The organism is Rhodococcus sp. WB9 (genome assembly GCF_007558985.1).
Taxonomy (GTDB): domain Bacteria; phylum Actinomycetota; class Actinomycetes; order Mycobacteriales; family Mycobacteriaceae; genus Rhodococcus_F; species Rhodococcus_F opacus.
Window position 1 is genome coordinate 4,014,689 of the sequence record NZ_CP041769.1, and the last position, 21,487, is coordinate 4,036,175.

Annotated in this window: 22 protein-coding genes and 1 pseudogene; 4 read left to right on the forward strand and 19 right to left on the reverse strand. The window is 66.5% G+C overall.

Annotated features, from left to right (window positions below):
• Positions 1-429 precede the first annotated feature (429 nt).
• Positions 430-1,351: pseudogene (locus tag FND50_RS18575) on the forward strand (magnesium transporter).
• A gap of 47 nt (positions 1,352-1,398) precedes the next feature.
• Here FND50_RS18575 and FND50_RS18580 read toward each other — a convergent pair.
• Positions 1,399-1,581, reverse strand: coding sequence for a hypothetical protein (locus tag FND50_RS18580; protein WP_005257869.1), 183 nt, complete (start codon positions 1,579-1,581; stop codon positions 1,399-1,401).
• 255 nt (positions 1,582-1,836) lie between these two features.
• On the opposite strand from FND50_RS18580, the gene FND50_RS18585 reads away from it, so the two are divergent.
• Both FND50_RS18585 and FND50_RS18590 read left to right on the forward strand, forming a co-directional pair.
• Positions 1,837-2,718 (forward strand): universal stress protein, encoded by an 882-nt coding sequence (locus tag FND50_RS18585; protein ID WP_144286644.1) that lies wholly within the window; start codon positions 1,837-1,839, stop codon positions 2,716-2,718.
• Positions 2,719-2,755: 37 nt separating this feature from the next.
• A complete protein-coding gene (locus FND50_RS18590; RefSeq protein ID WP_144286645.1) occupies positions 2,756-3,349 on the forward strand; it encodes a hypothetical protein in 594 nt (197 codons plus the stop codon).
• A gap of 16 nt (positions 3,350-3,365) precedes the next feature.
• Here the strand turns inward: FND50_RS18590 and FND50_RS18595 are convergent, their stop codons facing one another.
• From FND50_RS18595 to FND50_RS18635, 9 genes are all read right to left on the reverse strand, one after another.
• Entirely contained in the window at positions 3,366-4,691 is a 1,326-nt protein-coding gene (locus FND50_RS18595; RefSeq protein ID WP_144286646.1) for a wax ester/triacylglycerol synthase domain-containing protein, read from the reverse strand.
• Positions 4,688-6,115: a wax ester/triacylglycerol synthase family O-acyltransferase gene (locus FND50_RS18600; RefSeq protein ID WP_144286647.1), complete on the reverse strand. Its 1,428-nt coding sequence runs from the start codon at positions 6,113-6,115 to the stop codon at positions 4,688-4,690. Before FND50_RS18600 ends, FND50_RS18595 begins: the two co-directional genes overlap by 4 nt.
• A 61-nt stretch (positions 6,116-6,176) precedes the next feature.
• Positions 6,177-6,776: a hypothetical protein gene (locus FND50_RS18605; protein WP_144286648.1), complete on the reverse strand. Its 600-nt coding sequence runs from the start codon at positions 6,774-6,776 to the stop codon at positions 6,177-6,179.
• A 65-nt stretch (positions 6,777-6,841) separates the two neighbouring features.
• Positions 6,842-7,696, reverse strand: a complete 855-nt coding sequence (locus FND50_RS18610; RefSeq protein ID WP_144286649.1) for a universal stress protein — start codon at positions 7,694-7,696, stop codon at positions 6,842-6,844.
• Positions 7,697-7,806: 110 nt separating this feature from the next.
• Positions 7,807-8,823: an Acg family FMN-binding oxidoreductase gene (locus FND50_RS18615; RefSeq protein WP_186301079.1), complete on the reverse strand. Its 1,017-nt coding sequence runs from the start codon at positions 8,821-8,823 to the stop codon at positions 7,807-7,809.
• Positions 8,824-8,983: 160 nt separating this feature from the next.
• Positions 8,984-10,282 carry a DUF4010 domain-containing protein gene (locus FND50_RS18620; protein ID WP_144286650.1) on the reverse strand — a complete coding sequence of 433 codons (1,299 nt, stop codon included), beginning with the start codon at positions 10,280-10,282 and terminating at the stop codon, positions 8,984-8,986.
• Entirely contained in the window at positions 10,269-11,207 is a 939-nt protein-coding gene (locus FND50_RS18625) for a universal stress protein (RefSeq protein WP_144286651.1), read from the reverse strand. Before FND50_RS18625 ends, FND50_RS18620 begins: the two co-directional genes overlap by 14 nt.
• Positions 11,208-11,209: 2 nt before the next feature.
• On the reverse strand, positions 11,210-12,010 hold the full coding sequence (locus FND50_RS18630) for an ABC transporter permease subunit (RefSeq protein WP_144286652.1): 801 nt from the start codon (positions 12,008-12,010) through the stop codon (positions 11,210-11,212).
• Complete coding sequence (locus tag FND50_RS18635; protein WP_144286653.1) at positions 12,000-12,911, reverse strand: ABC transporter ATP-binding protein; 912 nt, start codon at positions 12,909-12,911, stop codon at positions 12,000-12,002. The genes FND50_RS18630 and FND50_RS18635 overlap by 11 nt, the downstream gene beginning before the upstream one ends.
• A gap of 156 nt (positions 12,912-13,067) precedes the next feature.
• Here FND50_RS18635 and FND50_RS18640 point away from each other — a divergent pair, with 156 nt between their 5' ends.
• Positions 13,068-14,081 carry an Acg family FMN-binding oxidoreductase gene (locus FND50_RS18640; protein WP_144286654.1) on the forward strand — a complete coding sequence of 338 codons (1,014 nt, stop codon included), beginning with the start codon at positions 13,068-13,070 and terminating at the stop codon, positions 14,079-14,081.
• Positions 14,082-14,106: 25 nt separating this feature from the next.
• Here the strand turns inward: FND50_RS18640 and FND50_RS18645 are convergent, their stop codons facing one another.
• The 9 genes from FND50_RS18645 to FND50_RS18685 all read right to left on the reverse strand — a co-directional run bounded on the left by FND50_RS18645 (position 14,107) and on the right by FND50_RS18685 (position 21,460).
• A complete protein-coding gene (locus FND50_RS18645; protein ID WP_144286655.1) occupies positions 14,107-14,574 on the reverse strand; it encodes a hydrogenase maturation protease in 468 nt (155 codons plus the stop codon).
• Positions 14,571-15,863: a Ni/Fe hydrogenase subunit alpha gene (locus FND50_RS18650; protein ID WP_144286656.1), complete on the reverse strand. Its 1,293-nt coding sequence runs from the start codon at positions 15,861-15,863 to the stop codon at positions 14,571-14,573. The genes FND50_RS18645 and FND50_RS18650 overlap by 4 nt, the downstream gene beginning before the upstream one ends.
• The gene (locus tag FND50_RS18655; RefSeq protein WP_144286657.1) at positions 15,847-16,632 is read right to left on the reverse strand and encodes an oxidoreductase; all 786 of its coding nucleotides are present in this window, start codon (positions 16,630-16,632) and stop codon (positions 15,847-15,849) included. The genes FND50_RS18650 and FND50_RS18655 overlap by 17 nt, the downstream gene beginning before the upstream one ends.
• Complete coding sequence (locus FND50_RS18660) at positions 16,632-17,480, reverse strand: FAD/NAD(P)-binding protein (RefSeq protein WP_144286658.1); 849 nt, start codon at positions 17,478-17,480, stop codon at positions 16,632-16,634. The genes FND50_RS18655 and FND50_RS18660 overlap by 1 nt, the downstream gene beginning before the upstream one ends.
• On the reverse strand, positions 17,477-17,938 hold the full coding sequence (locus FND50_RS18665; RefSeq protein WP_144286659.1) for a cyclic nucleotide-binding domain-containing protein: 462 nt from the start codon (positions 17,936-17,938) through the stop codon (positions 17,477-17,479). Before FND50_RS18665 ends, FND50_RS18660 begins: the two co-directional genes overlap by 4 nt.
• Entirely contained in the window at positions 17,935-19,092 is a 1,158-nt protein-coding gene (locus tag FND50_RS18670; RefSeq protein WP_144286660.1) for a 4Fe-4S dicluster domain-containing protein, read from the reverse strand. The genes FND50_RS18665 and FND50_RS18670 overlap by 4 nt, the downstream gene beginning before the upstream one ends.
• Before the next feature lie 126 nt (positions 19,093-19,218).
• On the reverse strand, positions 19,219-19,506 hold the full coding sequence (locus FND50_RS18675; RefSeq protein ID WP_005257904.1) for a DUF1876 domain-containing protein: 288 nt from the start codon (positions 19,504-19,506) through the stop codon (positions 19,219-19,221).
• A gap of 69 nt (positions 19,507-19,575) precedes the next feature.
• The gene (locus tag FND50_RS18680; protein WP_144286661.1) at positions 19,576-20,997 is read right to left on the reverse strand and encodes a wax ester/triacylglycerol synthase domain-containing protein; all 1,422 of its coding nucleotides are present in this window, start codon (positions 20,995-20,997) and stop codon (positions 19,576-19,578) included.
• Between the two features lie 211 nt (positions 20,998-21,208).
• Positions 21,209-21,460: an SHOCT domain-containing protein gene (locus FND50_RS18685; RefSeq protein WP_144289103.1), complete on the reverse strand. Its 252-nt coding sequence runs from the start codon at positions 21,458-21,460 to the stop codon at positions 21,209-21,211.
• Positions 21,461-21,487: the final 27 nt, after the last annotated feature.

Genomic DNA, 21,487 nt, shown 5'->3' on the forward strand with positions numbered 1-21,487 from the left:
CTGTTCTGCGACGGCCTGGTGTCCGGGTCCGTCCGGCGCTCGTTCGTCACCCATTCGGCTCGGTGCGTCGACGTCGAACCGTCGCGGCGCGATGCGTCCGTCGGCGTGCTGAATAATATTCACGTCGCCGGATGTGCGGCGCCGGACCGCTAAGGCCAATTCGGCGTCGTCGCCGAGTGGTCGACTCTTCCGAATGAATGTTCGGTTTCGGGTGTCCCCTCCTCCCGCCCACCCTCCTCATTTCGTCACTGTGACGTAATGACGGTGGCTTGGTTCATGTGGAATGTGGCCGGTGTCGGATAACGCGCACCCCCTTGCCGTGCCAGGATCGAAGGGCATTCACAACACGTTCGGAAAGGTGTGCCGGTGTCCGAATTGCTGGCCTTCGACGATGGGCCCGAACCCAGGACCGCGCTCTGGCACGCCTGCATGCGGGTTCCGACCGCCGCCCCGGGCGACTCGGTGAGGGCCGTACTGAGCGACATGGCCACCAAGCGATACGACTGCGCTTCGGTCGTCGCCGTACTGGTCGCCGGCCGGCTCGTGGGTGTCGCACCGAATCGAACGTATGTTCGGTGCCCCCGGCTGTGCGGCGCTACGCGACGTCATGGATCCGAATCCGCCCGCGGTCCGACCCGATACCCACCAGGAACGGGCCGCGTGGCAGGCGGTTCAGCACGGGGAGCCGGGGCTGGCCGTGGTCGATGACGACGGTCGGTTCCGTGGTCTGATAGCGCCACAACAACTTCTCACCGTGCTGCTCCAGGAGCATGAGGAGGATCTCTCACGCCTGGGTGGCTTCCTCCATTCGGTCGAGACCACCCGTGAGACGAGCGTGGAGAGCGTGCGGCGCAGGCTGTGGCACCGTGTGCCTTGGCTCCTCGTCGGATTGCTGGGTGCCATGGTCTCGGCCGTGTTCATGGCGGCGTTCGAAGTCACTCTCGAAGCGAACGTGGCCGTCGCCTATTTCATACCCGGAATCGTCTATCTCGCGGACGCGGTGGGGACGCAGACCGAGACTTTGGCGATCCGTGGCTTGTCCGTCGGAGTGGGAATTCGACGTATCGTGCGGCGCGAAGCGCTCACCGGTCTGTCGGTGGGTGCGCTCCTCGGAGCCGTGATGCTCCCGGTCGTCAGCCTGATGACCGGTGACGCGATGCTCGCGGTCGCGGTGGCCGCAGCGGTTCTCGCCGCGAGTGCGATCGCGACTATCGTCGCCATGGTGTTGCCGTGGCTCCTGCAGCGACTCGGCAGGGACCCGGCATTCGGCTCCGGTCCACTTGCGACTGTCGTACAGGACCTGCTGTCGATCATGATCTATTTCGCGGCCGTCACGGCGCTCGTGAGTTAGATCCCCCTGCCCGAACCCGCAGCGGGGAGGCGGGACACCGAAAGCGCCTACCCTGCAAGGACCTTGAACACGTCGTAGACCATCCACGCCGGCCAGAACAACCCTTGGATGATCGCGAGAACATACTCCCAGAATGCGTCCGCCTGCTGCCAGAACCATACCCAGGCTCCGAAGATGCCCAGCGCGTAGATCGCTCCGCCGCCCGCGGCGCCGGTGTTGCCGTCGCTCATGGTCACATACCTTCCCCAGGCCGAAGTGCGTGACACCGGATCGCGGGAAACACGATCGGGCGCCTCGTCTCAGTGTCATTACCGCCGGTCTGCGGTGACAGAGTCATTGGTCACCCGCGGCGCTGCGGCTTTGCCGTAGGGAATCGGGTCCAGGGTCTCAGCCTGGTGACCTTCTCCCCTACGGGTATCACCCGCGGGCCGCAACGATGAAGATCGAGGCAGAAACTCGGCGCCAGGAACCCGTAGGAGTGAATCATGTCCGGCCACCGCCCGATCGTTGTAGGGATCGACGGCTCCCCATCGTCGCTGCAGGCCGTTGCATGGGCGGCGAGGGAGGCCGCGCTCCGCAGCTCGCCCCTGTCACTGGTCACGACGATGTTCGTTCCCGGAAGGTACGGCGTCCCGATCGGTGTGCCTGCCAGCTTCTTCCAGGACGAGGAGCGCGACGGTAAGGACAGGTTGGACCGCGCGGCGCAAACGGCCCGTGCCGCAGTGCCCGAACACCACATCGAGATCGAGACCACCCTCTGCTCCGGGACGCCGGCCGGTGAACTTCTGGAACGTTCGGCGGATGCCACGATGCTCGTTGTGGGTGCGAACAGACGGGGAATCGTAGAGCGCGCCGTCCTGGGATCGGTCAGTTCGGCGGTGGCGACCCACGCCTCATGCCCGGTCGCGGTGATCCGCGGTGAACCTGATCGCAATATCAACGACATCCCCGGACCGGTTGTCGTCGGTGTCGACGGATCACAACACAGTGAACCGGCCATCTCGATGGCCTTCGAGGAAGCATCCCTACGGCAATCGGAACTCGTCGCCGTTCACGCATGGTCCGACATCGTCTTGGAACTCTCCTTGGACGGAGGCAGCGAAGCCGAGTGGACGCGGGATGCGGCCAACGAAACGGCCCTGTTGTCCGAGAATCTCGCCGGTCGTGCGGAGAACTATCCGGATGTGAAGGTGCGCACCATCGTGGTCAGGGATCGCCCCACCCGGCACCTGCGTGAGCAGGCCGAGAATGCGCAGCTTCTCGTGGTGGGGAGCCGGGGGCGAGGAGGGTTTTCCAGCATGCTGCTGGGGTCGACCAGCAGGGCGTTGATGCATTCGGTCGTCTGCCCACTCCTCATTGTTCGCTAGCCCTACCGCGGGGATGCCGCCCAGCAGGAGATGTATCGTGCACGACCCCGGCCTCGGATCAAGCCTGATCGAGTCTCAGCTGCCGAGGTATGAGCAACGCATTCTGCGCACGCAGGTCGTCCGTGCGTCTGCGCCGACGACCTTCGCCGCCATCCGCCGCGTCGACTTCTTCCGGTCGCCGGCGGTCGCGCTCCCGAACCGGGCCCGAATTGCGATCGACACCGTCCGCGGACGTCGGGGTGCCCGTCTTCAGGGGAGTCGGTCCGAATTCAGGTTCGACCAGCTGCTGGAACCCGACGGCGGGTTCCAGCTTCTCGCGGAGGAGCCGGGACACGCGATGGTGCTCGGGTTCATCGGTCGCTGGTGGGAGAAAGGCTACGGCCGCGTCGAGTGGTCGCCAGCAGACTTCGGCCGGTTCGCCCTTCCCGGATATGGCATCGGCGCTTGGGGTTTCACAGTTCTCACGTACGACGCCCACACGTCCGTCCTGGTCACCGAGGTGCGCGTACACGGCACGGACGACGAGGCACGGCGAAGCTTCCACGGGTATTGGACGGTGGTGGGTCCGTTCGTCAAGGCGATGGGTGGGCCGGTATTGCGCCTGATCCGGGACGAGGCCGAGTCTCTCTGAGTCGCGGCCCAGCTCGTCACTCGATGGCGGCCCGGAATTGTTCGTGCAGAGCTGCGGCGAGCTCGCGGACCTCGGGTACGACGTCGGGGTCGACGATGATCGTTATTGTCAGCGTGCCCGCATAGGATAGTGCCGCGAACGCGACGCCGACGTTCCCCGCGGTGACGGTGATCGGGGTGATGCCTGTGATCGGTGCCCCGGCGATGACGACTTGCCCAGGGGGACCCGGGAGGTTCGTCAGGAACGAGTTGACGAGTCGCTGACGGTCGACGAACCACCGAAACAACCGCAGCGCGGCCAGGATCCGGAAAAGTGGTCCGATCAGTGCGGAGGACGTACCTCGGGTTCGCATCTTCTGAACGCGGGTGACGCCCGAAACAGTGGTCAGCCGTTCCTGGAAACTTCCTACCAGCGGTACACGTACCGGCATTACACCGACCTGGTTCCCCAGGTGCCCACTCGTTGCCGAACTCCGGGCCGAGACGGGCACCGACACCACCAGCTCCTGCGGAAACTCCATCCGCTCACGTAGGAGTTCGGCCAATGCCCCAGTGACGGCGACCAACAGAACATCGTTGACGGTGGCCCCCGACCTCCGCCCCGCTGCCCGGACACCGTCGAGACCGACGTCGACGGTCACTACCCTGCGACGGGGGCCGGTGGCAGCGTTCAGGGAACACCGCGGAGCCCACCCGCCGCGACCACGACCGAGTTCGGCCCAGCCGCCTCGTATACGAGCAATCCTGCGCGGAACTCGGCGCAGCGTGCGGCACCGTTCGCAAACGCCGTCGACGAACCGGCCCCGAGGCGGGGCCGCCGACGGCGGGTTCTCGTTATCGGCGGCCGGTCCAGTCGCGTCCGCGCCGTCGACCAGGCGCGCGAGCACGGCGAGGCCACCGATTCCGTCGGCCACGACGTGATGCAGCACCAGCACCAGACCGGTGTGATCGTCGATGAGACCGGTGACGACGACCGCCCGCCACAACGGTCGCGACCGGGGCAGCGGCCGGGTCACCGCGTCCAGCGCGATTGCCAGCGCAGCGTCACGGTCCCCCGGGCTCGGGCACCGCACTCGGGACACATGGGCGTGGACGTCGACATCGGAGTCGTCGACCCAGTACGGCCGTCCCGGGCCCCACCGTGGCGTGGCCAGGCGCTGCTGCAGGCGCCGAATGCTGGTGAGCCGTCGTGTGAACGTGGCCTCGACGGTCGCCGCGTCCACGTCACCTTCACCGGCAACGAAAAGTATCGCGCCGAGGTTCATGGGTACCGGTCCGACGTCCGAGACGAGCGTGATCAGGTCGCCCGAGCCGAGTTGCTCGCGACGGTCGTCGGCCATCATTCGGAGGCTGCGTCAGCCGCGCGCGACGAGGCGAGGAGGGTCAGGACACCGCGTTCGATCGAGTCGGAGAGGTCGGTGAGGTCCGGTGTGGTGTCGTAGTCCCCGGTGAGACCGAAGGCGAGATGGTCGCTGTAGCTGAGGATCGCGATCCCGATCCGCAGCCGCAGCGCGATCGGCACGTACGGAAAGATCTCCAGGATCGTGCGGCCCATCACGTGTCGTGTGGCTTTCGGACCGGGGACGTTGGTTGCGACGGCGACGACACTGTGCTGAGGAAACCGGGTTGCGAGTCGAACGGCCCAGGCCATGGGCATGAACGGCCCGTACTGGGCCACCGCGGTGAACGCCTTGCCCCCTTCCGCTTCCTTGCTCGCCTTGTGCGTCGTGAGGCGTTCGTGGACGGCGACCAACTGCTCGACCGGGTCTTCGATGTCGACTGGCAGAAAGGGCAGCATGAGCGAGACCTGATTGTGGATCGCATGTTCCTCGGTTGCGGAGCGGACGGACACGGGAACGAGCGTGCGGACCGTGTGGGGTTCGGGACGCTCGCCCCGTTTCAGGAGCAGCTGCCGTAGTCCGGTGGTGATCGCCGCGAGTGCGACGTCGTTCACGGTGACCTGGTACGTGGCGCAGATTTCGCGAACGTCATGCATCCTGACTCGCGCGGCGCAGTAGCGGCGCTGGCGACCGATCGGTCCGATCAGCGAAGTATCAGTGGATGAGGTCAGTATCTCGGACAGCAGGTGGGTGAGGCCGGTTGCGACGCTGATACCGGCGGCCGTCAGCCGACGTGGAATTGCCAGTGCCGCCGAGACGAGCCGGAGTTGCCGCACCGGGGACAGGAACTCGATCGTCGAGCGGACCAGGCTCTCGACGCTCTCGAGGCGTGTACCGACGGTCGGTACGGGCTCGGCGTCGGTGTCGGGCTCTGCGGTCCCCGACGTTTCGGTCACGACTTCGTCGCACATGGCCTCGAACAGTTTGGTTCCGGTGATCCCGTCCGCCATGCAGTGATGAATCTTGGTCAGTATGGCCCAGCGGTCGTCGGTGAGGCCTTCGACGACCCAGCATTCCCACAAGGGGCGGTCACGGTCGAGTCGGTGCGCCATGACTCGGGCGACGAAACCGAACAGGGACTCCTCCTCCCCTGGTTCCGGGACGGCGACCCGTCGCAGATGATGGCCGAGGTCGAAATGCGGATCCGGTGACCAGGAGGGTGAGCTGAAGTCGAGTGGGACCGTGTGAACCCTGTCTCGGGCGTGCGGGAGCTTCGCGAAACGTGCGGCGACTGTGTCACGAAATTCGTCCTGCCCGGGAACGGGGCCCTCCATGATGGCGAGAGCACCGATCGTCAGGCTCGCGTGTGGGTCGGAGTCCTCCGTCTCGAGAAAACCCGCGTCCAGGAAGCTCAAGTTGTCGTCCACTGGCTCTGGCCTCATCATTCGGAAATCGTCGTCGTCTTCTTGTGTTCGACGTCAATGGGCGTCAGCTGACCGGCCACCCGGGGGCCTTTCCGAGGTTCCTCCACTCGCGGTCCCACTGTGACATCCGGTATCTCGTTCCTGCCCAGCGAATTCCGATCAACATCGTGAGACAGATCGTCGCACCCATTGTCCACAGTGCGAGTGCGGCGCCCACGGCCTCGAACGCGTTCTCGGTGCCTGTCTTCGGCGGATCGACGATCTTGCCGGCCGGGTCGATCCACATGCTGATCGTTTGTCCCGCCTTCGCTTCCGGCGCGGTCAGTACCTGCCCGGTGCGTGTGGTTCCATCCACTGCCCACCGGGCCTGTGCCTGTCCCGTGGCACCCGTTGCCGGGGTGGTATCCGCCAGGTTCACAGTTGGGTCCTCGAGGAGCAGTGCCGCGATCTGATGCCGGTTTTCGCGGTCGGCGCGGGATTGGTCGTCGAGGCGTGTGTGAGTAACGGTTCCGAAGGCTGCGGCGAGGGGAACCAAGATCAGCACCAGGGCGACGACGACGAGGAAGACCGAGGATTCGAGGCGATAGCTTCCCCGCATCAGTCTGTTCCCGCTCCACGGCCCCAATCGCCACATCCGCGATACCAGTGTCTGTTCCCCGATCATGACGACCTCCTGCGATTGCTCCTTCGAGTGTCGCGCCGGGACAGATGCCGATGTAGGGCCCAAGGTCATCGCTCTGGTCGGATCGGTCCGGCGATCAAGAGGGGACACGGGGTTATGTGCACCAAGGCTGCGCTGGTCGAGCCGAGCGTCATCCCGGAGAAGCCGCCCCGTCCGCGGCTGCCGACGACGATCATCTGGGCTTCGTCGGCCATTTCGAGGAGGTGGCGAACCGGTCGGTCCCGAACGAGGGTCTGTCGCACCCGGACCTCGGGGAATCGTTCACACCATTCGGCGACGCCGGCTTCGAGCACTGACCGCTCCATGGTCTGCTCTTCACCGACGGGGAGTATCGACAGGTCCTGGTCGGACCACGCGTGCAGTGCGATCAGTTCCGTGTTGTGGAGGGAACACTCCTCGAACGCCAGACCGACGGCCCGTGCACTGCTCGGAGATCCGTCGACGCCGACGACGACGGGTCCCGTGCCGTCCGCGACTCTCGACCAGCCGTCGATCACTGCTACCGGGCACTGCGCATGACGCGCCACGGCCGAGGTCACGGAGCCGATCAGCCCGTCGGTGAACTCGCCGAGTCCGCGTCTGCCGAGTACGACCATTATTGCGCCGGCGGATCGGTCGACGAGTGATCCCGGGGCGTTCTGATGGGACACTTCGGCCCGAATGTCGATGTCTGCGTCTGCGGATCCGGCTCGGGCGGTCTCGAGTGCTTCGGCAAGGTCCCGCTCGGCTCGCGCGTGGAGGATTTCAGCGAGTCGCGGCCCATCTTGTGCACCGCGGTACGTGATGCAGGACAACAACAGTAGCGGCGCCCCGCGCACTCCAGCCTCACGTGCGGCCCACCGCACCGCATCCAGCGACGACCGGGATCCGTCCACTCCCACAACGATCCCCGGATCGACCATGGTGACCTCCTCGTCGATTCCGCTCGCTGCCCGAGCCGCATTCGTGTCATCGATCTGCGTCGCATCGTTGGGTTGACGCTCGTCGTATTGCCAGGGGTGGCAGCCCTCCCCTACTCACCGGACAGGTTTCCCGGCGCCGGCCGTTCTCGAACCAGGACTTCCGATAACGGGCGTCTGGGTGTGGGCGACGGTTCCCCCACCCCGGTGCCCGCTCCCACCCGGATCAGAACCTGCGGCATCCCGTCCCCGGAAGACAGCTCCCGCAGCATTGTCCGTGTCGCGGCGCGTTCGGTCAGATGGGTGACGGGGCAGGTGGCGAGTCCGCGGTTCGTGCAGGCGAGCAGAACGGCGGAGAGTGCTTCGCCGCTCCGTAGCCAATCAAGTCTCGAATCCGTGGATGTGGAGAGCAGGAGGATCGCGGCGCGGTCTTCCGACGGGCTGCCGTCGGGTGTGCTCGCGCGGCCGGGTGGAAACTCTCGTGAGAGGTGCACCGAGTGCTGCTGCGAGTCGGACGGACGCGCCTGCTCCGGCACTCCGTCGGGGAACAGTCCGCGCCCCGACCACCACCGCAGTTCGGCTTGGTAGGTGGGGTCGTCGTGCCGTAGACCGGTCATCCGGCGTGATGCGTCCTCGAGTGCGGGACGGCTTCGCTCGCCGAGGTCTTCGAGTTCGACGCCTGTTCCTGCAATGATTCGCACCAGCTGCTCGAGTGTCTCCGTCCACGCGGACGGTGCGTCCAGTGGCAGTCGTTCGGTTCGCCTTCGTTCGATCGCCGCCGCCATTCGGGCGACGAAATCTGTCGGTGTCGGAGCCGGGACGAAGCCGATCGTCGACAGGAGTTGCCGGTCGGAAGAACGCGGCAGCCGCTCGATCACAGGACGCCAGCGATTCGCCGTGAATGCGTAGTCGAGGTGATTCAAGGCCGCACCGCAGGAGATCACCATCTGACGGCCAAAGCCATCGGTGGCGGGCAGCAGCCGGTCGGGATCGCTGTACAACCGCAAGGTAGTGCCCATCACCCAACGCCACGGTTGGCTGTTGTGCAGCGACGGCGCGCGGCACGCCAGCGCCACAGCTGATTCGACGGTACGTCGGTCGGGTACCACGGGCAGCTCCCGCGTGTTCACAGTGTGTCCGTGTGTGTGGTGGGTGCTCCGCCGGTCATCGTGTGTCTCCTGCTTGTCCTGGCTTCGAGTGTTGTGCTCGCGGCTCGGTGGCTCTAGGGCCGTAGGTCATCGACACCGTCCGGCGGAGACGGCACGGTCCGACCAGCGCATCTGCGGCTGATCACTGGATGAGCACGACCCACACGGTCGCGGCTGTCAAAGCGACCGGTGGGGCCAGCCACGCCGCCAGCGTCACGGCGAACCGGAACGAACCGGCAACGGCGGCGAGGACCAGTTTGGTGAGCAGGTTCGTTCCGACGGCGACAACTGCCGCCACGGTCGCGGTGTCGACGGTGATCTCGGCACCCGCCGCGGACGCTGCGGCGAGCGACGAGGAATGGGCATCGGCCAATCCGCCGACAGCCGATGCAGCGACCACACCGCCACCTCCGAAGCTGTCCGCGGCGCCCTTCGTCAGGACGAGGAGGACGAGCAAAATTCCTGCCAGTGAGAGTGTTGCCGGAACCGAGATCGGGCGGTCGAGCAAACCCGTGGCCGGCTGTGTCCCCTGGGCGCGGCTGCCCGACGACCGGTCGCGCGAGCCCCGGAGCACGAGAACGGCGGTCTCCGCGACGACGAGTGCGGCAGCTCCGCCGAGTATCAGTGCCAGCTGTGCCGACACCTCGGAGTTGACGACCCAGGTGATACCGACGACGAGCAGGATGGTGGACAGATTCACGATCAGTGCCGCAGGTAAAGCATCCGGCGAATCCCGTTCTCGGCGCGCTGTCCGCGCCATGACGGCGGTGGTCGCAGCGCCGGAGACGAACCCGCCGCCGAAGCCGACGATCAGCAGTCCCCAGCGTGGGCCGAGGATCCGGGTGGCTACATAGCCCACCCAGCCGATCAGGCTCAGCATGAGCACCAGTCGCCCGATCGTCGCAGGGTTCAACGCGCCGTAGGGCCCGACGTCACGGTCTGGTAGCAGGGGGAGGACGAGGAAGCCGATCGCGAGCAGTACGCAGAAGTCCGTGATGTCGCGTTCGTCGATCATGTGCTCCGCGAATTCGTGCATGGGGTATTTGACGGAGAGGAGGACGAGCACGATCACGCCGAGCGCAACGGCGAGTGACGGATAGTGCCAGGCGAGGGCACCGAGCAGGAAGGCCACCAGGGCGGCGAACGCGGTGGTGGTCCCGACGTCCGGTCGCGGCGGGATATGGGTGCGTACCCAGTACCACCCCACGACGAGGGCCGCGATCCCCACGAAAGCCGCCGTGACCACGGCGGTGCCGAGGTGCGCTGCGATGGCGCCGGCGAGGGCTATGAGCGGAAAGGTACGTGCGCCGGGCAACTCCCAAGACCCCGGGTCCGCACCGTCGGGTGGGGTCCGGGCCGCGTGTTCCCGCTCGATTCCCAGCCCGAGCCCGATCAGCAGGGCGGCGGCGTAGCCGTAGGCGTGGAACTCAGCGATGTCCACGGTCGCCGAACTCCGTGGCGCGATCATGAGCCGTACCGGTGTTTCGGGGAACCTTGCTGATCATGACCGGACAGCGGGCCCGGTGAAGCATGTCCTGGCTCGTCGACCCGAGGATCGCACGGCCGAGCGCGCCGTGCCCATGGCTTCCGACGACGAGAAGTTGCGCGTCCTCACACCAGCGGAGCAATACCTCACCTGCACCACCGGACTCGACAATCTCTCGCACGACCACGTCGGGATATCGCTCGACCCAGCCGGCGAGACTTTCCGCCAGAACTGCCCCTTCCCGTCGGCATGCCCCGACCCCGACCGCGTCGTTCTCGGTATCGTGTGGAAAATCCGACCTCCACGAATGCACCGCGATCAGCGGCGCGTCGAATCGCCCGGCGAATTGGAAGGCGTCGGCCACGGCGGCGACACTGCACCGGCTGCCGTCCACACCGACGACGACCGCGCGTCGGTCGGGAATCGCGTGCTCTTCGGCTCCCCGCCACACCACGACCGGGCACGGTGAGTGATGGGCGAGTCGCAGCGCCGTCGCATTCAGATACCCCTCCACCGGGCCTCGTGCCGTCGACCCGATCACCACCATCGACGCTGAGTCCGCCAACGGCAACAGGATGTCAGCCGCCGTCGACCCGGTAGGCAGGGAACACTCCACGGCGAGGGCACGCCGGTCGGCCCTGATGCCGCGCAACGCACCGGCCAGGAACGTTTCCGCTGCGATGCGGTCCTCGTCTTCCGACGGCAGGGGCCTGGGCTCTGTGTAGAAGACGGGGGGTGGGGTCAGCACGCGAACCAGGTGCAACGTTGTTCCCTGCTTCTCCGCGACCGCGGCGGCCCAGCGCGCCGCAGCTCTCGCTGCCGTCGAGCCGTCGACTCCGACGACAACCGGCTCGAGAGAAGGTGTCCTCGCGTCGGTCACGGTTATCTCACCACATCGCGCTGGGCGAACCCCACGAGCGCGACTCCGAGCAACACTGCAATGGTGAGCAAGGAGACGGATGCTGCCGCGAACGAGAACCCATGGCGCAACGGATCATGGCCGGCGTACTGATAGAACGGTGAATATCGTTGCCACGGCGCCAACCACGACACCACAGGCCCGAGCCCGTTGAGCACATATGCCAGTATCGCGGTCACGGCAGGAACCGAACGACTCAGTGCGGGGCGGCCGGTGACGGCGCCGATCGCGAATGCGAGTGCGCCGAAGACCAGCGCCAGAAGCGCCAGGTGAGTCATTGCCGCCGCGACGTTTCCCACCGGCAGATCCATGTCGGCGAGTATCCCCTCCCCGAGCAGGGCGAGTCCCATGACCGCCGACAGTGCCACGGTGCCCACGGCGAGGGCACCGAATTTCTCCGTCAGGATCCGCCAACGGCTCAGGGGCGTGACGAGCAACTGATCGAGCGTTCCCCGCTCCTCCTCTCCGGCGACCGCCGCCGCGCCCGTTCCGACGGCATAGATCAGAAGCAGCAATGGACCCATGAACGACAGCAGTTCGATCTCGATGTATCCGACCGGGGTAGACATGTCGGCCCCGGACATCGCGAACAGGGCACGAAACGCCTCGGGCATTTCGTCGAGGAACTGATTCATCGACGGCTGGTCGCGAACACTGGGCCAGATTGCCACGTACATCGCCACCAACAGCGCGAGCCCGACGACCCATGCAGGGAACGCGCGGCGCTGATCGTACAACGTCTTGGTGAGCACGCTACGCAGCATGTCGGTCTCGACTCTCGTAGAACGCCATGAATGTCTCCTCGAGGTCGGCCTCGGCGCACTCGAAGTCGACGATGCGGAATTGCGAGATCCGACGAATCAGGGCGTCCAACGCGGACTGCGGTGCACTGCACGTGAGCGACGTGCCCGCGACGGTGAGGTCGCGGAGGCCGGCCACTTCGCGGAAGTCCGATTCCACGATCGGCGTCGCACATTCGGCGGTGACATGGTGCAGCGACTTCTGGCGTAGCTCGTGAAGACTCTCGACGGCGATGAGGCGACCCTCCCGCAGTACACCGACGCGGTCGGCTACTTGCTGAACTTCGCTGAGTACGTGAGACGACAGCAACACCGTTCCGCCGGATGCGGTGTGCTCGCGAACGATCGCATGGAACTCGTGTTGCACGAGCGGATCGAGGCCGCCGGTAGGTTCGTCGAGAATGAGCAACTGCGGGCCGGACATGAGCGCGAGGACCAACGCGAGCTTCTGGCGGTTTCCTTTCGACATCGTCCGGACGGTTCGGTCGAGGTCGAGATCGAGCCGATCGGCGAAAACTGTCGCCGCTTTGTCGCCCGGCTTGCCACGCAGGTGTCCGAAGTACGTGATGTGCTGGCGGCCGGTCATGCGGTCGTACAGTGCCAATTCACCGGGGACATAGCCGATCAGACGATGAACCGCCGGCGCCGCCGACCATGCGTCGAGACCGAACAACTGGGCCGATCCCGCAGTCGGACGCAGCAAGCCGACGAGCAGACGCAGCGTGGTCGACTTTCCGGCGCCATTGGGGCCGAGATAACCGAAGACCTCACCCTCGACAATATTCAGGTCCACCGCGTCCAGGGCGAGCACGGAGCCGAACCGCTTGGTGAGGCCGACCGTGCGAATGGCGATGTCGCTGGACATCTTCTCAGGCTTACAGCGGGCAGTTGCCGTCAGTAGGGTCTTCCGGCCCGAATCGTCGGCAGGTGTCCGGCAGTGACCATCGGCCCTAACCCCAGGCCACCCAGAAGGCGAACACTGAGGTGAACGCACCGACTGTCCGACCCGGGTCTGGGCGGAGTGCGATTCACCGAGGAGGCGATCGTGGACACCACCATTCCCGACGAGAACGTCGTCCGCATTGCCGTGGACCTCGCCTGCCGGGCACCGTCGGTACACAACAGTCAGCCGTGGCAGTGGACGTACGCCGACGGGCAGCTCGACCTCTACACCGAACGCGGCCGGCTCTTGGCTTCCACCGACCCGTCGGGCCGGCAATTGGTCGTCAGTTGTGGTGCGGCGCTGAATCATCTCCAGACGGCATTGACCGGGCTCAAATGGTCCGTCGACATTCGGCGCGTCCCGGAGGGTCCACACTCGGGGCATCTGGCGACGATTCGGTTCCGCCACGACGCCCGGCCTCAGTCGCACGACTTCGATCTGCTTGCAGCGATCCGGCACCGATATTCCGACCGCAGGCCCTTCGGCCCGGTCAGCGTGAAAACCCCGCTGCCCGCGGCATTGACCGATATGGCGCGGGGCATGGACGTCCACCTGACGGTGCTGGGACAGGACGCTCGTCCGACACTCGCGAAGGCGACGGAGCTGACCGCGGCCGCACGGAAATACGACTCCGCCTACCAGGCCGAACTCCACTGGTGGGCTGGTCATTCCATTCCTCAGGGTGGAATACCGTCGGATTCCCTCGCAACCGCGGAGAACCGTGACCGCGTCGACATCGGACGTCGCTTCCCGGCAGGCCGCGACAATGACGCGAGAACGGCGATCGACCGCTCGACGGTTCTCGTGTTGAGCACCGACACCGACGGCCGCGGTGCGTGGCTCCGGGCCGGTGAGGCCCTGTCCGCGGTGCTGCTGGAGGCTACCGTCGGCGGTCTCGCGACGTGTCCCTTGACGCACACGACCGAACTCCGTCAGAGCCGGGAGATGATCCGCGGACTACTCCCCGACCGCGGCTTCCCGCAGGCCCTGATTCGGGTAGGCACGACTGAGAAGAAGTCTCCGCCACGGCAGACTCCGCGACGCCCCGTCGAGTCGGTGTTCTCGATCGGCCGCCGCCACTCCGCTCGTTGACGATTCCGGCGACACCTGCGCACGGTCAGGCCATTCGGTCGGAGGGCTCACCGATCACCGACAGCACCGCCGACACCGCCGTGTCGACAGCTCGACCCACCGCGGGTGAGAGCCCGCGGCCACCGCCCAGATCAGCGACCTCCACCGCCAGGACGATCATTCTGTGGGGCAGCCGATCGAGCACGGCGCCGAGGCGGATTGTCTGGTCGAGCGCGATTCCGTGGGTGCTGAACGTCCCCGCCCGAACGTCGCCGAGTTCGTCCGGAGTGAGCCGATAGACGGTGCCGGGTCGAGGCGGGTCGCATACGACGGCGTCCACGATGACGGCCAGCTGCGCACCGGTCCACGCTTCGAGCAGAGTGGCCGGGTCCCCATCGGACACCGACACGTACACGTCCGGGGCGACGTGGTCCGCGACCTGCCGCGCAACCGCCGGGCCGATCCCGTCGTCGCGGCGGAGATCGTTTCCCAGCCCGATCACCACGACGGTCATCGGCGGTCGACCGTGAGGGTCAGAAAGTGGGTGGCGCAGGAGATGCACGGATCGTAGTTGCGGATGGTTCGTTCGCACAGAGTTGTCAGATCGTCATCGGCCAGCATGAGATTCCCGTCCACCGCGCGCCGTAGATCGTGTTCGATGGCAGCCTGATTCTGCGAGGTCGGAGGAATGATGGTGGCGGCGCGGATCAATCCGGTGGGATCGAACTCGTATCGGTGATACAGCAGTCCACGGGGTGCCTCGCTGACCCCGTGCCCGACCGTGCGTATCGGTGGCCCGGCGGTGAACGGCTCCGCAGGCCGCTCGTAGCGGTCGATGATCCGCAAGGCTTCCTCGACGGCGTAGACGACCTCGACGGCGCGGACGACGATGCTACGGTACGGGTTCCGGCACTGCGCGCCCAGCCCGGCGTCGGCGGCGGTCTGCGCCGATACTCCGGAAAGCTGCGACGAATTGAGTGAGTATCGAGCCAGTGGTCCGGTGAGGTAGCGGCGGCCGTCGAGCTCGGCATGGAGTGCGGTCGAGTGCGGCACCTGACGCTCGACCACGTGTTTCGGGAATTCGTCAGCGGTGCAACGCAATCCAGTCGACGACCAGATCTCGCCGTCGTCGATCGCGTAGCGGGAGTCGTCGTGAAGTGCGAGGAGGTCGTGGTCGAGTTCCACGTCGGGGAAGTCGAAGGACGACACCCATCGGACGGTGGCCACGGCGTGATCGAGTGCCGTGCGCAGTTGGTCGGACAGGGGAATCAGTTCGGCTGTGGTCGGCATCCGGTGGAACCCACCGATTCGGACGTTGACCGGGTGGATCGGTCTGCCACCGATCACATCGAGGATCGCGTTTCCGGCCTTCTTCAACGACAGGCCCCGCTCGACGGCCTCCCGATCGCGCCGGGCGAGGGCAATCGAATCCGGGAGCCCCAGAAAGTCGGGTGCGTGCAGGAAGTAGATGTGCAGCACGTGACTGGCAATCCACTCGCCGCAGTAGAGAAGTCGCCGCAGATCCCTCACCGCGTCGTCGAGTTCGAGTTCGCATGCCTGCTCGATGGCATTGCATGCGCTCACCTGGTAGGCGACCGGGCAGATACCGCAGATACGCGAGGTGATGTCCGGGGGTTCGAGAAAGTGGCGGCCGCGGAGGAAGGATTCGAAGAAGCGGGGCGGCTCGTAGATGTTGAGTTCGACGCGTTCGGCTCTCCCCTCGCGCACGGTTACGTCGACTCGGCCCTCACCCTCGACCCTGGCGAGGGCGCGCACGGTCAGTTCCCTATTCCGGGGCGCCACGGTCGTGCCCTTCCGATCCGTACGCCGCCACGTTGAACGTGGCGAAGATGCGGCCGATGGCGTCCGCGTTCATCCCGCACGTGCGCAGCCAACCGCTCATCGCGGCGAGATTCGGGTCGGTGGTGGGACCGAAGCAGCCGTAGCACCCGCGGGAGACCGACGGACACAGCGCCCCGCACCCGGAGTGGGTCACCGGGCCGAGGCACGGTGTTCCATCGGCGACCATCACACACGTCAGTCCGCGCCGCTTGCACTCGGTGCACACGCTGGTGTCGGGGATGTTCGGTCGCCGGCCCGCCAGGTACGCGGTGATGACCTCGAGGAGCTGACGCCGGTCGATCGGGCAACCGCGCAGCTCGAAGTCGACGGGGACGTGCGCCGAGATCGCGGTCGAGGTGGCGAGGGTGTCGATGTACTCAGGCCTCGCGTAGACCACCGACAGGAAGTCGTCGATGTCGGCGAAGTTGCGTAACGCTTGGATGCCGCCGGCCGTCGCGCAGGCCCCGATGGTGACGAGAAACCGGGACTGCGCCCGCACCGCGCGGATGCGGTCCCGGTCGGCGGCCGTGGTGATCGACCCCTCGACCAGCGACAGATCGTACGGGCCCGCGGTGATCGTGTTCGACAACTCCAGGAAGTGGGAGATCTCCACGGCCTCGGACAGCGCGAGTAACTCGTCTTCGCAGTCGAGCAACGTCAGTTGACAGCCGTCGCAGGAGGCGAACTTCCACACGGCGAGTTTCGGCTTGGTGGTCGGTGGTGCGCTCATCACAACTCCGGTACCCGTAGGAGTGGTTCGGCGGTGGCGTAGTCGACGACGGGACCGTCCCGGCACAGCAGCAGTTCGCCGAGCTGGCAGTGTCCGCAGGCCCCGACGCCGCATTGCATGTTCCGTTCCACGGACACTTGAATGTCGCGCGGACTCACCCGGTGGTCCGTCAACGCCCGGGCGCAGAACCGCATCATCGGCTCCGGCCCGCACAACAGTGCGGTGGTGTGTTCGGGGTCGACATCCACCCGGTGGAGGGATTCGGTGACGAATCCGACGCCTCCCGTCCATCCCGCGATCGGCTGGTCGATCGTCAACTCCACGGTGAGGTCGGTGCGGGCCTGCCATGCCGCGAGTTCGCTGCGGTAGAGGATGTCGGCGGGGCTGCGCGCGCCGACGACGAGAGTGAGTCGGCGGAACTTCTCCCGCGCGGCCAGTGCGGCGAGCACCACGGGGCGCAGAGGCGCCAACCCCACTCCCCCGGCGACGATCACGACGTCGCGGTCCGAGCCGGCCGGCAGGTTCCAGCCCTGCCCGAAGGGGCCCCGCACGCCGATGATCGTGCCGAGCGGGGCGTCGTGGAGTGCCCGGCTCACGGCCCCGACGTCGCGGATCGTGTGGACGAGGGTCCCATCGGTTCGGGAGGGGTCTCCGGACACCGAGATGGCGACCTCGCCGACCCCGTGGGCGTACAGCATCATGAACTGGCCGGGGGTGAACCGCGGGAGCGGCATCGGAGGTTCAGAGGCCGGGACGAGGGTCATGGTGACCGAGTCGCGTGTCTCCACCGAACGGGACACGACCCGGTATCCGGTCGGCAGCATGCGGTCGGCCGGCACGACAGTCACCGTTCCCCTCGGTTCGCGTAGAGATCGAGCAGGCGGGCGCGGGTGGACTGCAGTCGGGCGATCAGCACCCCGGACAATGCGCGGGTGACGGCGTATCCGAAGTCGGGTTGGGAGAGCGCCATCTGCTCGAGCGCGGCGACGTCCACTTCCGCGGCGTCGGTGGTCGTGGTGGCCTGTGCATCGAACTGCCACAGCTGCCGGGTGCCGAGCCAGGACCAGCCGAGAACGTCACCGCCGTGCAGGGTTTCGAGTGCGACGGTGCCGCGGCCGGGTACCAGCGTGGTCAGGACGACACTACCGGTACCGAGCAGCCAGCACCGGGTCGCCGGCTCGTTCTCGCGGAAGACGAATTCCCCCGCGGTGAATCGAACCGGTGTGCTGAGTTCTGCGAGCCGCAGCCGGTGCCCGTGGCCGAGGTGGCCGAGGGCAGGGGGCAGCGGCGCTTCGTCGGCGTTCACCGTTGCTCCCGGTCGTCCTCCGGCCGATACGCCGGCATGAGCTGGACGAGCCGTGCGGCCTCTTCGGTGATGTCGATACCGACTGGGCACCAGTCGATGCACCGTCCGCATCCCACGCACCCGGAGCTGCCGAACTGGTCGAACCACGTGCCGAGTTTGTGGGACATCCACTGCCGGTACCGACTCTCCCCTGACGTCCGGACGTTCCCGCCGTGGACGTGGCTGAAATCGGGTTCGAAACACGACGACCAGTGCTGCCAGCGCTCGGCGTGCTCGCCGGTCAGATCGGTGACGTCCTCACTGGTGGTGCAGAAACAAGTAGGGCACACCATGGTGCAGTTTCCACAGGTCAGGCACCGGCTGGCGACGTCCTCCCAGACGTCGGCTCCGCGCGCGTCGCGGAGCAGGGCATGAAGATCCACCTCGGGCATTGCCCGTCCCATCCGGCCGGCTGCGGTGCTCACGGCGTACCGGGCCTCGTCGACCTCTGCGGTCGCGGCGGTGCGGTGGGCGACCTCGGCGAGGACGGCGGCACCGGATTCGGTGCCGGCCTCGACGACGAAGCGGTGACCGTTGTCGTCGATGCGCTCGGTCAGTGCCAGGTCGTATCCGGGCCCGGCCGCCGGTCCGGTCCCCATCGAGGCGCAGAAACACACACCTCCGGGTTCGGTGCAGTGGGCGGCCACGATGAACAGTTGCCGGAACCTGCGGGCGGTGGTGCTGTCGGAATCGGGGTCCGGGCACAGCACCCGCCGCAGGACCGCGATCGCCGCGAGATCACAGCCTCGGACCCCCACGAATGCGTAGGGCCGCTCGTCGGATGCCGGTGCGATGAAGGCACCGTCCCGGTCAACGGACCACTGCTGCTGCCGTGGCGGATGGAGGAAGCGTTTCCACGACTGCGGGCCGGCCGAGTGGCCGAAGACCGCGGCGTCGTCCCGCCGACGCAGCCGATACGTCCCGGGTCCGGTCGTCACACCCCAGCCGGACGGCAGCTGCGCGCCGGATTCGAGTTCGGCGAGAACGATGGCCGAGTCCTCGACGGTGGGACCGACGACGCAATAGCCGCGGGCGCGGAGTGTCTCGATCAGTTGGTCGAGGCCGCCGCGATCCAGAACACTCGCATCGGGGTGGACGGTCGGTTGCCCATCCATGCGCTCACTCCTTTGCCGACCCGGCGGGTGTGGGCCCTTCGTCCATTGAGCCAGGCGCATCACCCCGGAACCAGGGCCGTTCGGCCTTTCCTCGGTTCGCGTCGAAGCCCACCCCGGCGGGCCCGGTTATTCGGTGAGGTGAACGCTGCTGTGAGTGGCCGCTTCCACATCGGCGGCGGTGAGCTCGATCAATTGGTGGGCAAGGTCGGCCAACGCACGTGCCGTGGCCAGTTCGTCCCCGATCTCAGGGATCTCGGTGTCCGCGGGATTCCGGCGTGCGAGCCCGACCCCGACGAGGGTGTGGGTATCGCGGGTTCGGAGCCGGGCCTGTGCCCGGGTCTTGGATCCGCCCTCGTCGGCGTCGTGTTCGTCGATGACGATCTCCACGGACCACTTCTTCTCGTTCATGTTCATCGGCCTCCGTTCGGTGTGGACGCGGTGTCGCGCCCTCGATGTGGTTCTCGGGTATTGGGTGTGCCGCGATCACGAGGCCACGACCACCCTCGTATCGGTTGTCTTCGCGCACAGCCCGAGGACGGAGCGAAACCCGTCGGCTATCGAATCGGTCAAGGCGGCGAGATCCGGGACGGCATCGGCGTCGGCGTTGATCCCGACACAGCATCGTGAGGTGTAGGACATCAAGGTGACGTTGAACGCCGATCCGAGTGTGGGGCTGAACGCGTAGTAGTGCAGAATCTCCGACCCGGCGATGAACAGTGGCACCGGCGATCCGACGACGTTCGAGGCGACGAAGTCGACGTGTTTGAGCATGTTTCCGAGTGTCGAGGCAGGAAGCAGGTTCAAGGCGCCGGCGATCGTCGGTGACAGCGGAATCGCGGACTCGTGGCGCCAGGCATCCACGGTGGCGTGCACCCGGCGCATCAACTCGGCGGGGTCGTCGACGTCGGTGGGTAGTGCAAAACGTGCCAGGGTGATGCGGTTGCCTCCCATCGGGTCCGTCTCGGCACGCAGGCTGATCGGCAGCGTCATCCGCAGTTCACTGATCTCGGCGCCGTGCAGTCGGTGGTACTTCGCCATTCCCAGCAGGACAGCAGCGAGAAACGCGTCGTTGAGGGAACAGGCACCCGCCGCGGCCGCCTGAGCGAGTGCGTCTACCGGCACGTCGAGCACCGCGCAGTGACGCCGCGTGCTGCGTTTCGTCATCACCGGGGACAGTGTGGAGACCACGGGACGCGTGAGGCGCAGTGTGGAGCCGGCCAGGGCGACTGCGTCGCGCCAGGCGGTCCTCGGAGTCCGAAACAGTCGAACACCGTTGCGGCCGAGCGTGTTCGATGCCCGACGGGCCACGTCCGTGGCCGTGTCCCGGTACCAGGAGAGGCGGCCCGGCGGGTCAGGCGATGCACCGTCCGGCGTGGCGGTCCGTTGCTCGGTCCGGTCCGGCCGTGCCCCCCCGTCGCGGGTGAAATCCACGATCTCCCGGGCAATCTGCATTCCACTGACACCGTCGGTGAGAGAGTGATGCACCTTCATCACGAGGGCGGACCTGCCGTCGTGTAATCCGTCGAGAACGGTGAACTCCCAGAGCGGACGGCGCTTGTCGAACGCGGTCATCTCGGCGGTCCGGGCGAAGTCGAGAACCCCGTCCCATGTTCGGGGTTCGGGAAGGGTGTAGCGGCGCAGGTGCCAGCTGAGATCGAAATCCGGATCGTCTGCCCACCTCGGCGGCGCCAAGCCTATCGGGGCCTCGATCGCCGCCCGCCGGAAGAGGGGTACCAGGTCGACCGCCCTCCGCATCATGTCGACGAATAGGCTCTGATCCGGACTGCGGTCGAGTAGCGCGACCGCCACAATGGTCGAACGGAGGATCGGATCTTCCTCCATCCGCCACGACATGAAGTCGGTCTGGGTCATGTATCGCTGATGCGTCGTGCTCACGTCGGTCAACTCGCTCGTGCTCGGATCTGCGGTCGGTCTGGGTCGATGGGCTCGGGGTTGCCGCCGGGGACTCGATCCCTGTGGTTCCCGGCGGGCCACGGAGTCACATCGGCATCATGTGCATGGGTGGTAGAACACCCATGCTGTGCAGCCACATCATGAACATGTGGAACATCGGCATCGCATCCATCACGGTCACCTCCTTCGACGTGCTCTCATGTCAGGGTGTCGTCCCGGCGCGCAGAATGGAGAGGCGACTCCGGTATTCCTGCTCGTCGATCTCGCCGCGTGCGAACCGCTCGGCAAGGACCGCCTCGGCACTGCGAAGCGGTGCCCCGCCGGGCGGTGCCGGGAACGGATGACTCACATAACGGATCAGCAGGATGATCCCCACGATCAGTAGGCCCCAGAACAGCGCCATCCCGGTGAACATCAGTGCATACCCCCAACCGCCGAAATCGTTGTCGTACATCACGGGGCGGCCTCCTCCGGTCTGTTC

What these genes read in the sequence shown, in the direction of transcription:
- FND50_RS18610 (WP_144286649.1), bottom strand. Translation starts at nt 7,696, where the DNA reads ATGGTCGATCCGGGGATCGTTGTGGGAGTGGACGGATCCCGGTCGTCG.
- FND50_RS18630 (WP_144286652.1), bottom strand. Translation starts at nt 12,010, where the DNA reads ATGCTGCGTAGCGTGCTCACCAAGACGTTGTACGATCAGCGCCGCGCG.
- FND50_RS18635 (WP_144286653.1), bottom strand. Translation starts at nt 12,911, where the DNA reads ATGTCCAGCGACATCGCCATTCGCACGGTCGGCCTCACCAAGCGGTTC.
- FND50_RS18675 (WP_005257904.1), bottom strand. Translation starts at nt 19,506, where the DNA reads ATGAACATGAACGAGAAGAAGTGGTCCGTGGAGATCGTCATCGACGAA.
- FND50_RS18645 (WP_144286655.1), bottom strand. Translation starts at nt 14,574, where the DNA reads ATGACCGTCGTGGTGATCGGGCTGGGAAACGATCTCCGCCGCGACGAC.
- FND50_RS18585 (WP_144286644.1), top strand. Translation starts at nt 1,837, where the DNA reads ATGTCCGGCCACCGCCCGATCGTTGTAGGGATCGACGGCTCCCCATCG.
- FND50_RS18595 (WP_144286646.1), bottom strand. Translation starts at nt 4,691, where the DNA reads ATGATGGCCGACGACCGTCGCGAGCAACTCGGCTCGGGCGACCTGATC.
- FND50_RS18670 (WP_144286660.1), bottom strand. Translation starts at nt 19,092, where the DNA reads ATGGATGGGCAACCGACCGTCCACCCCGATGCGAGTGTTCTGGATCGC.
- FND50_RS18605 (WP_144286648.1), bottom strand. Translation starts at nt 6,776, where the DNA reads ATGATCGGGGAACAGACACTGGTATCGCGGATGTGGCGATTGGGGCCG.
- FND50_RS18685 (WP_144289103.1), bottom strand. Translation starts at nt 21,460, where the DNA reads ATGTACGACAACGATTTCGGCGGTTGGGGGTATGCACTGATGTTCACC.
- FND50_RS18655 (WP_144286657.1), bottom strand. Translation starts at nt 16,632, where the DNA reads ATGAGCGCACCACCGACCACCAAGCCGAAACTCGCCGTGTGGAAGTTC.
- FND50_RS18580 (WP_005257869.1), bottom strand. Translation starts at nt 1,581, where the DNA reads ATGAGCGACGGCAACACCGGCGCCGCGGGCGGCGGAGCGATCTACGCG.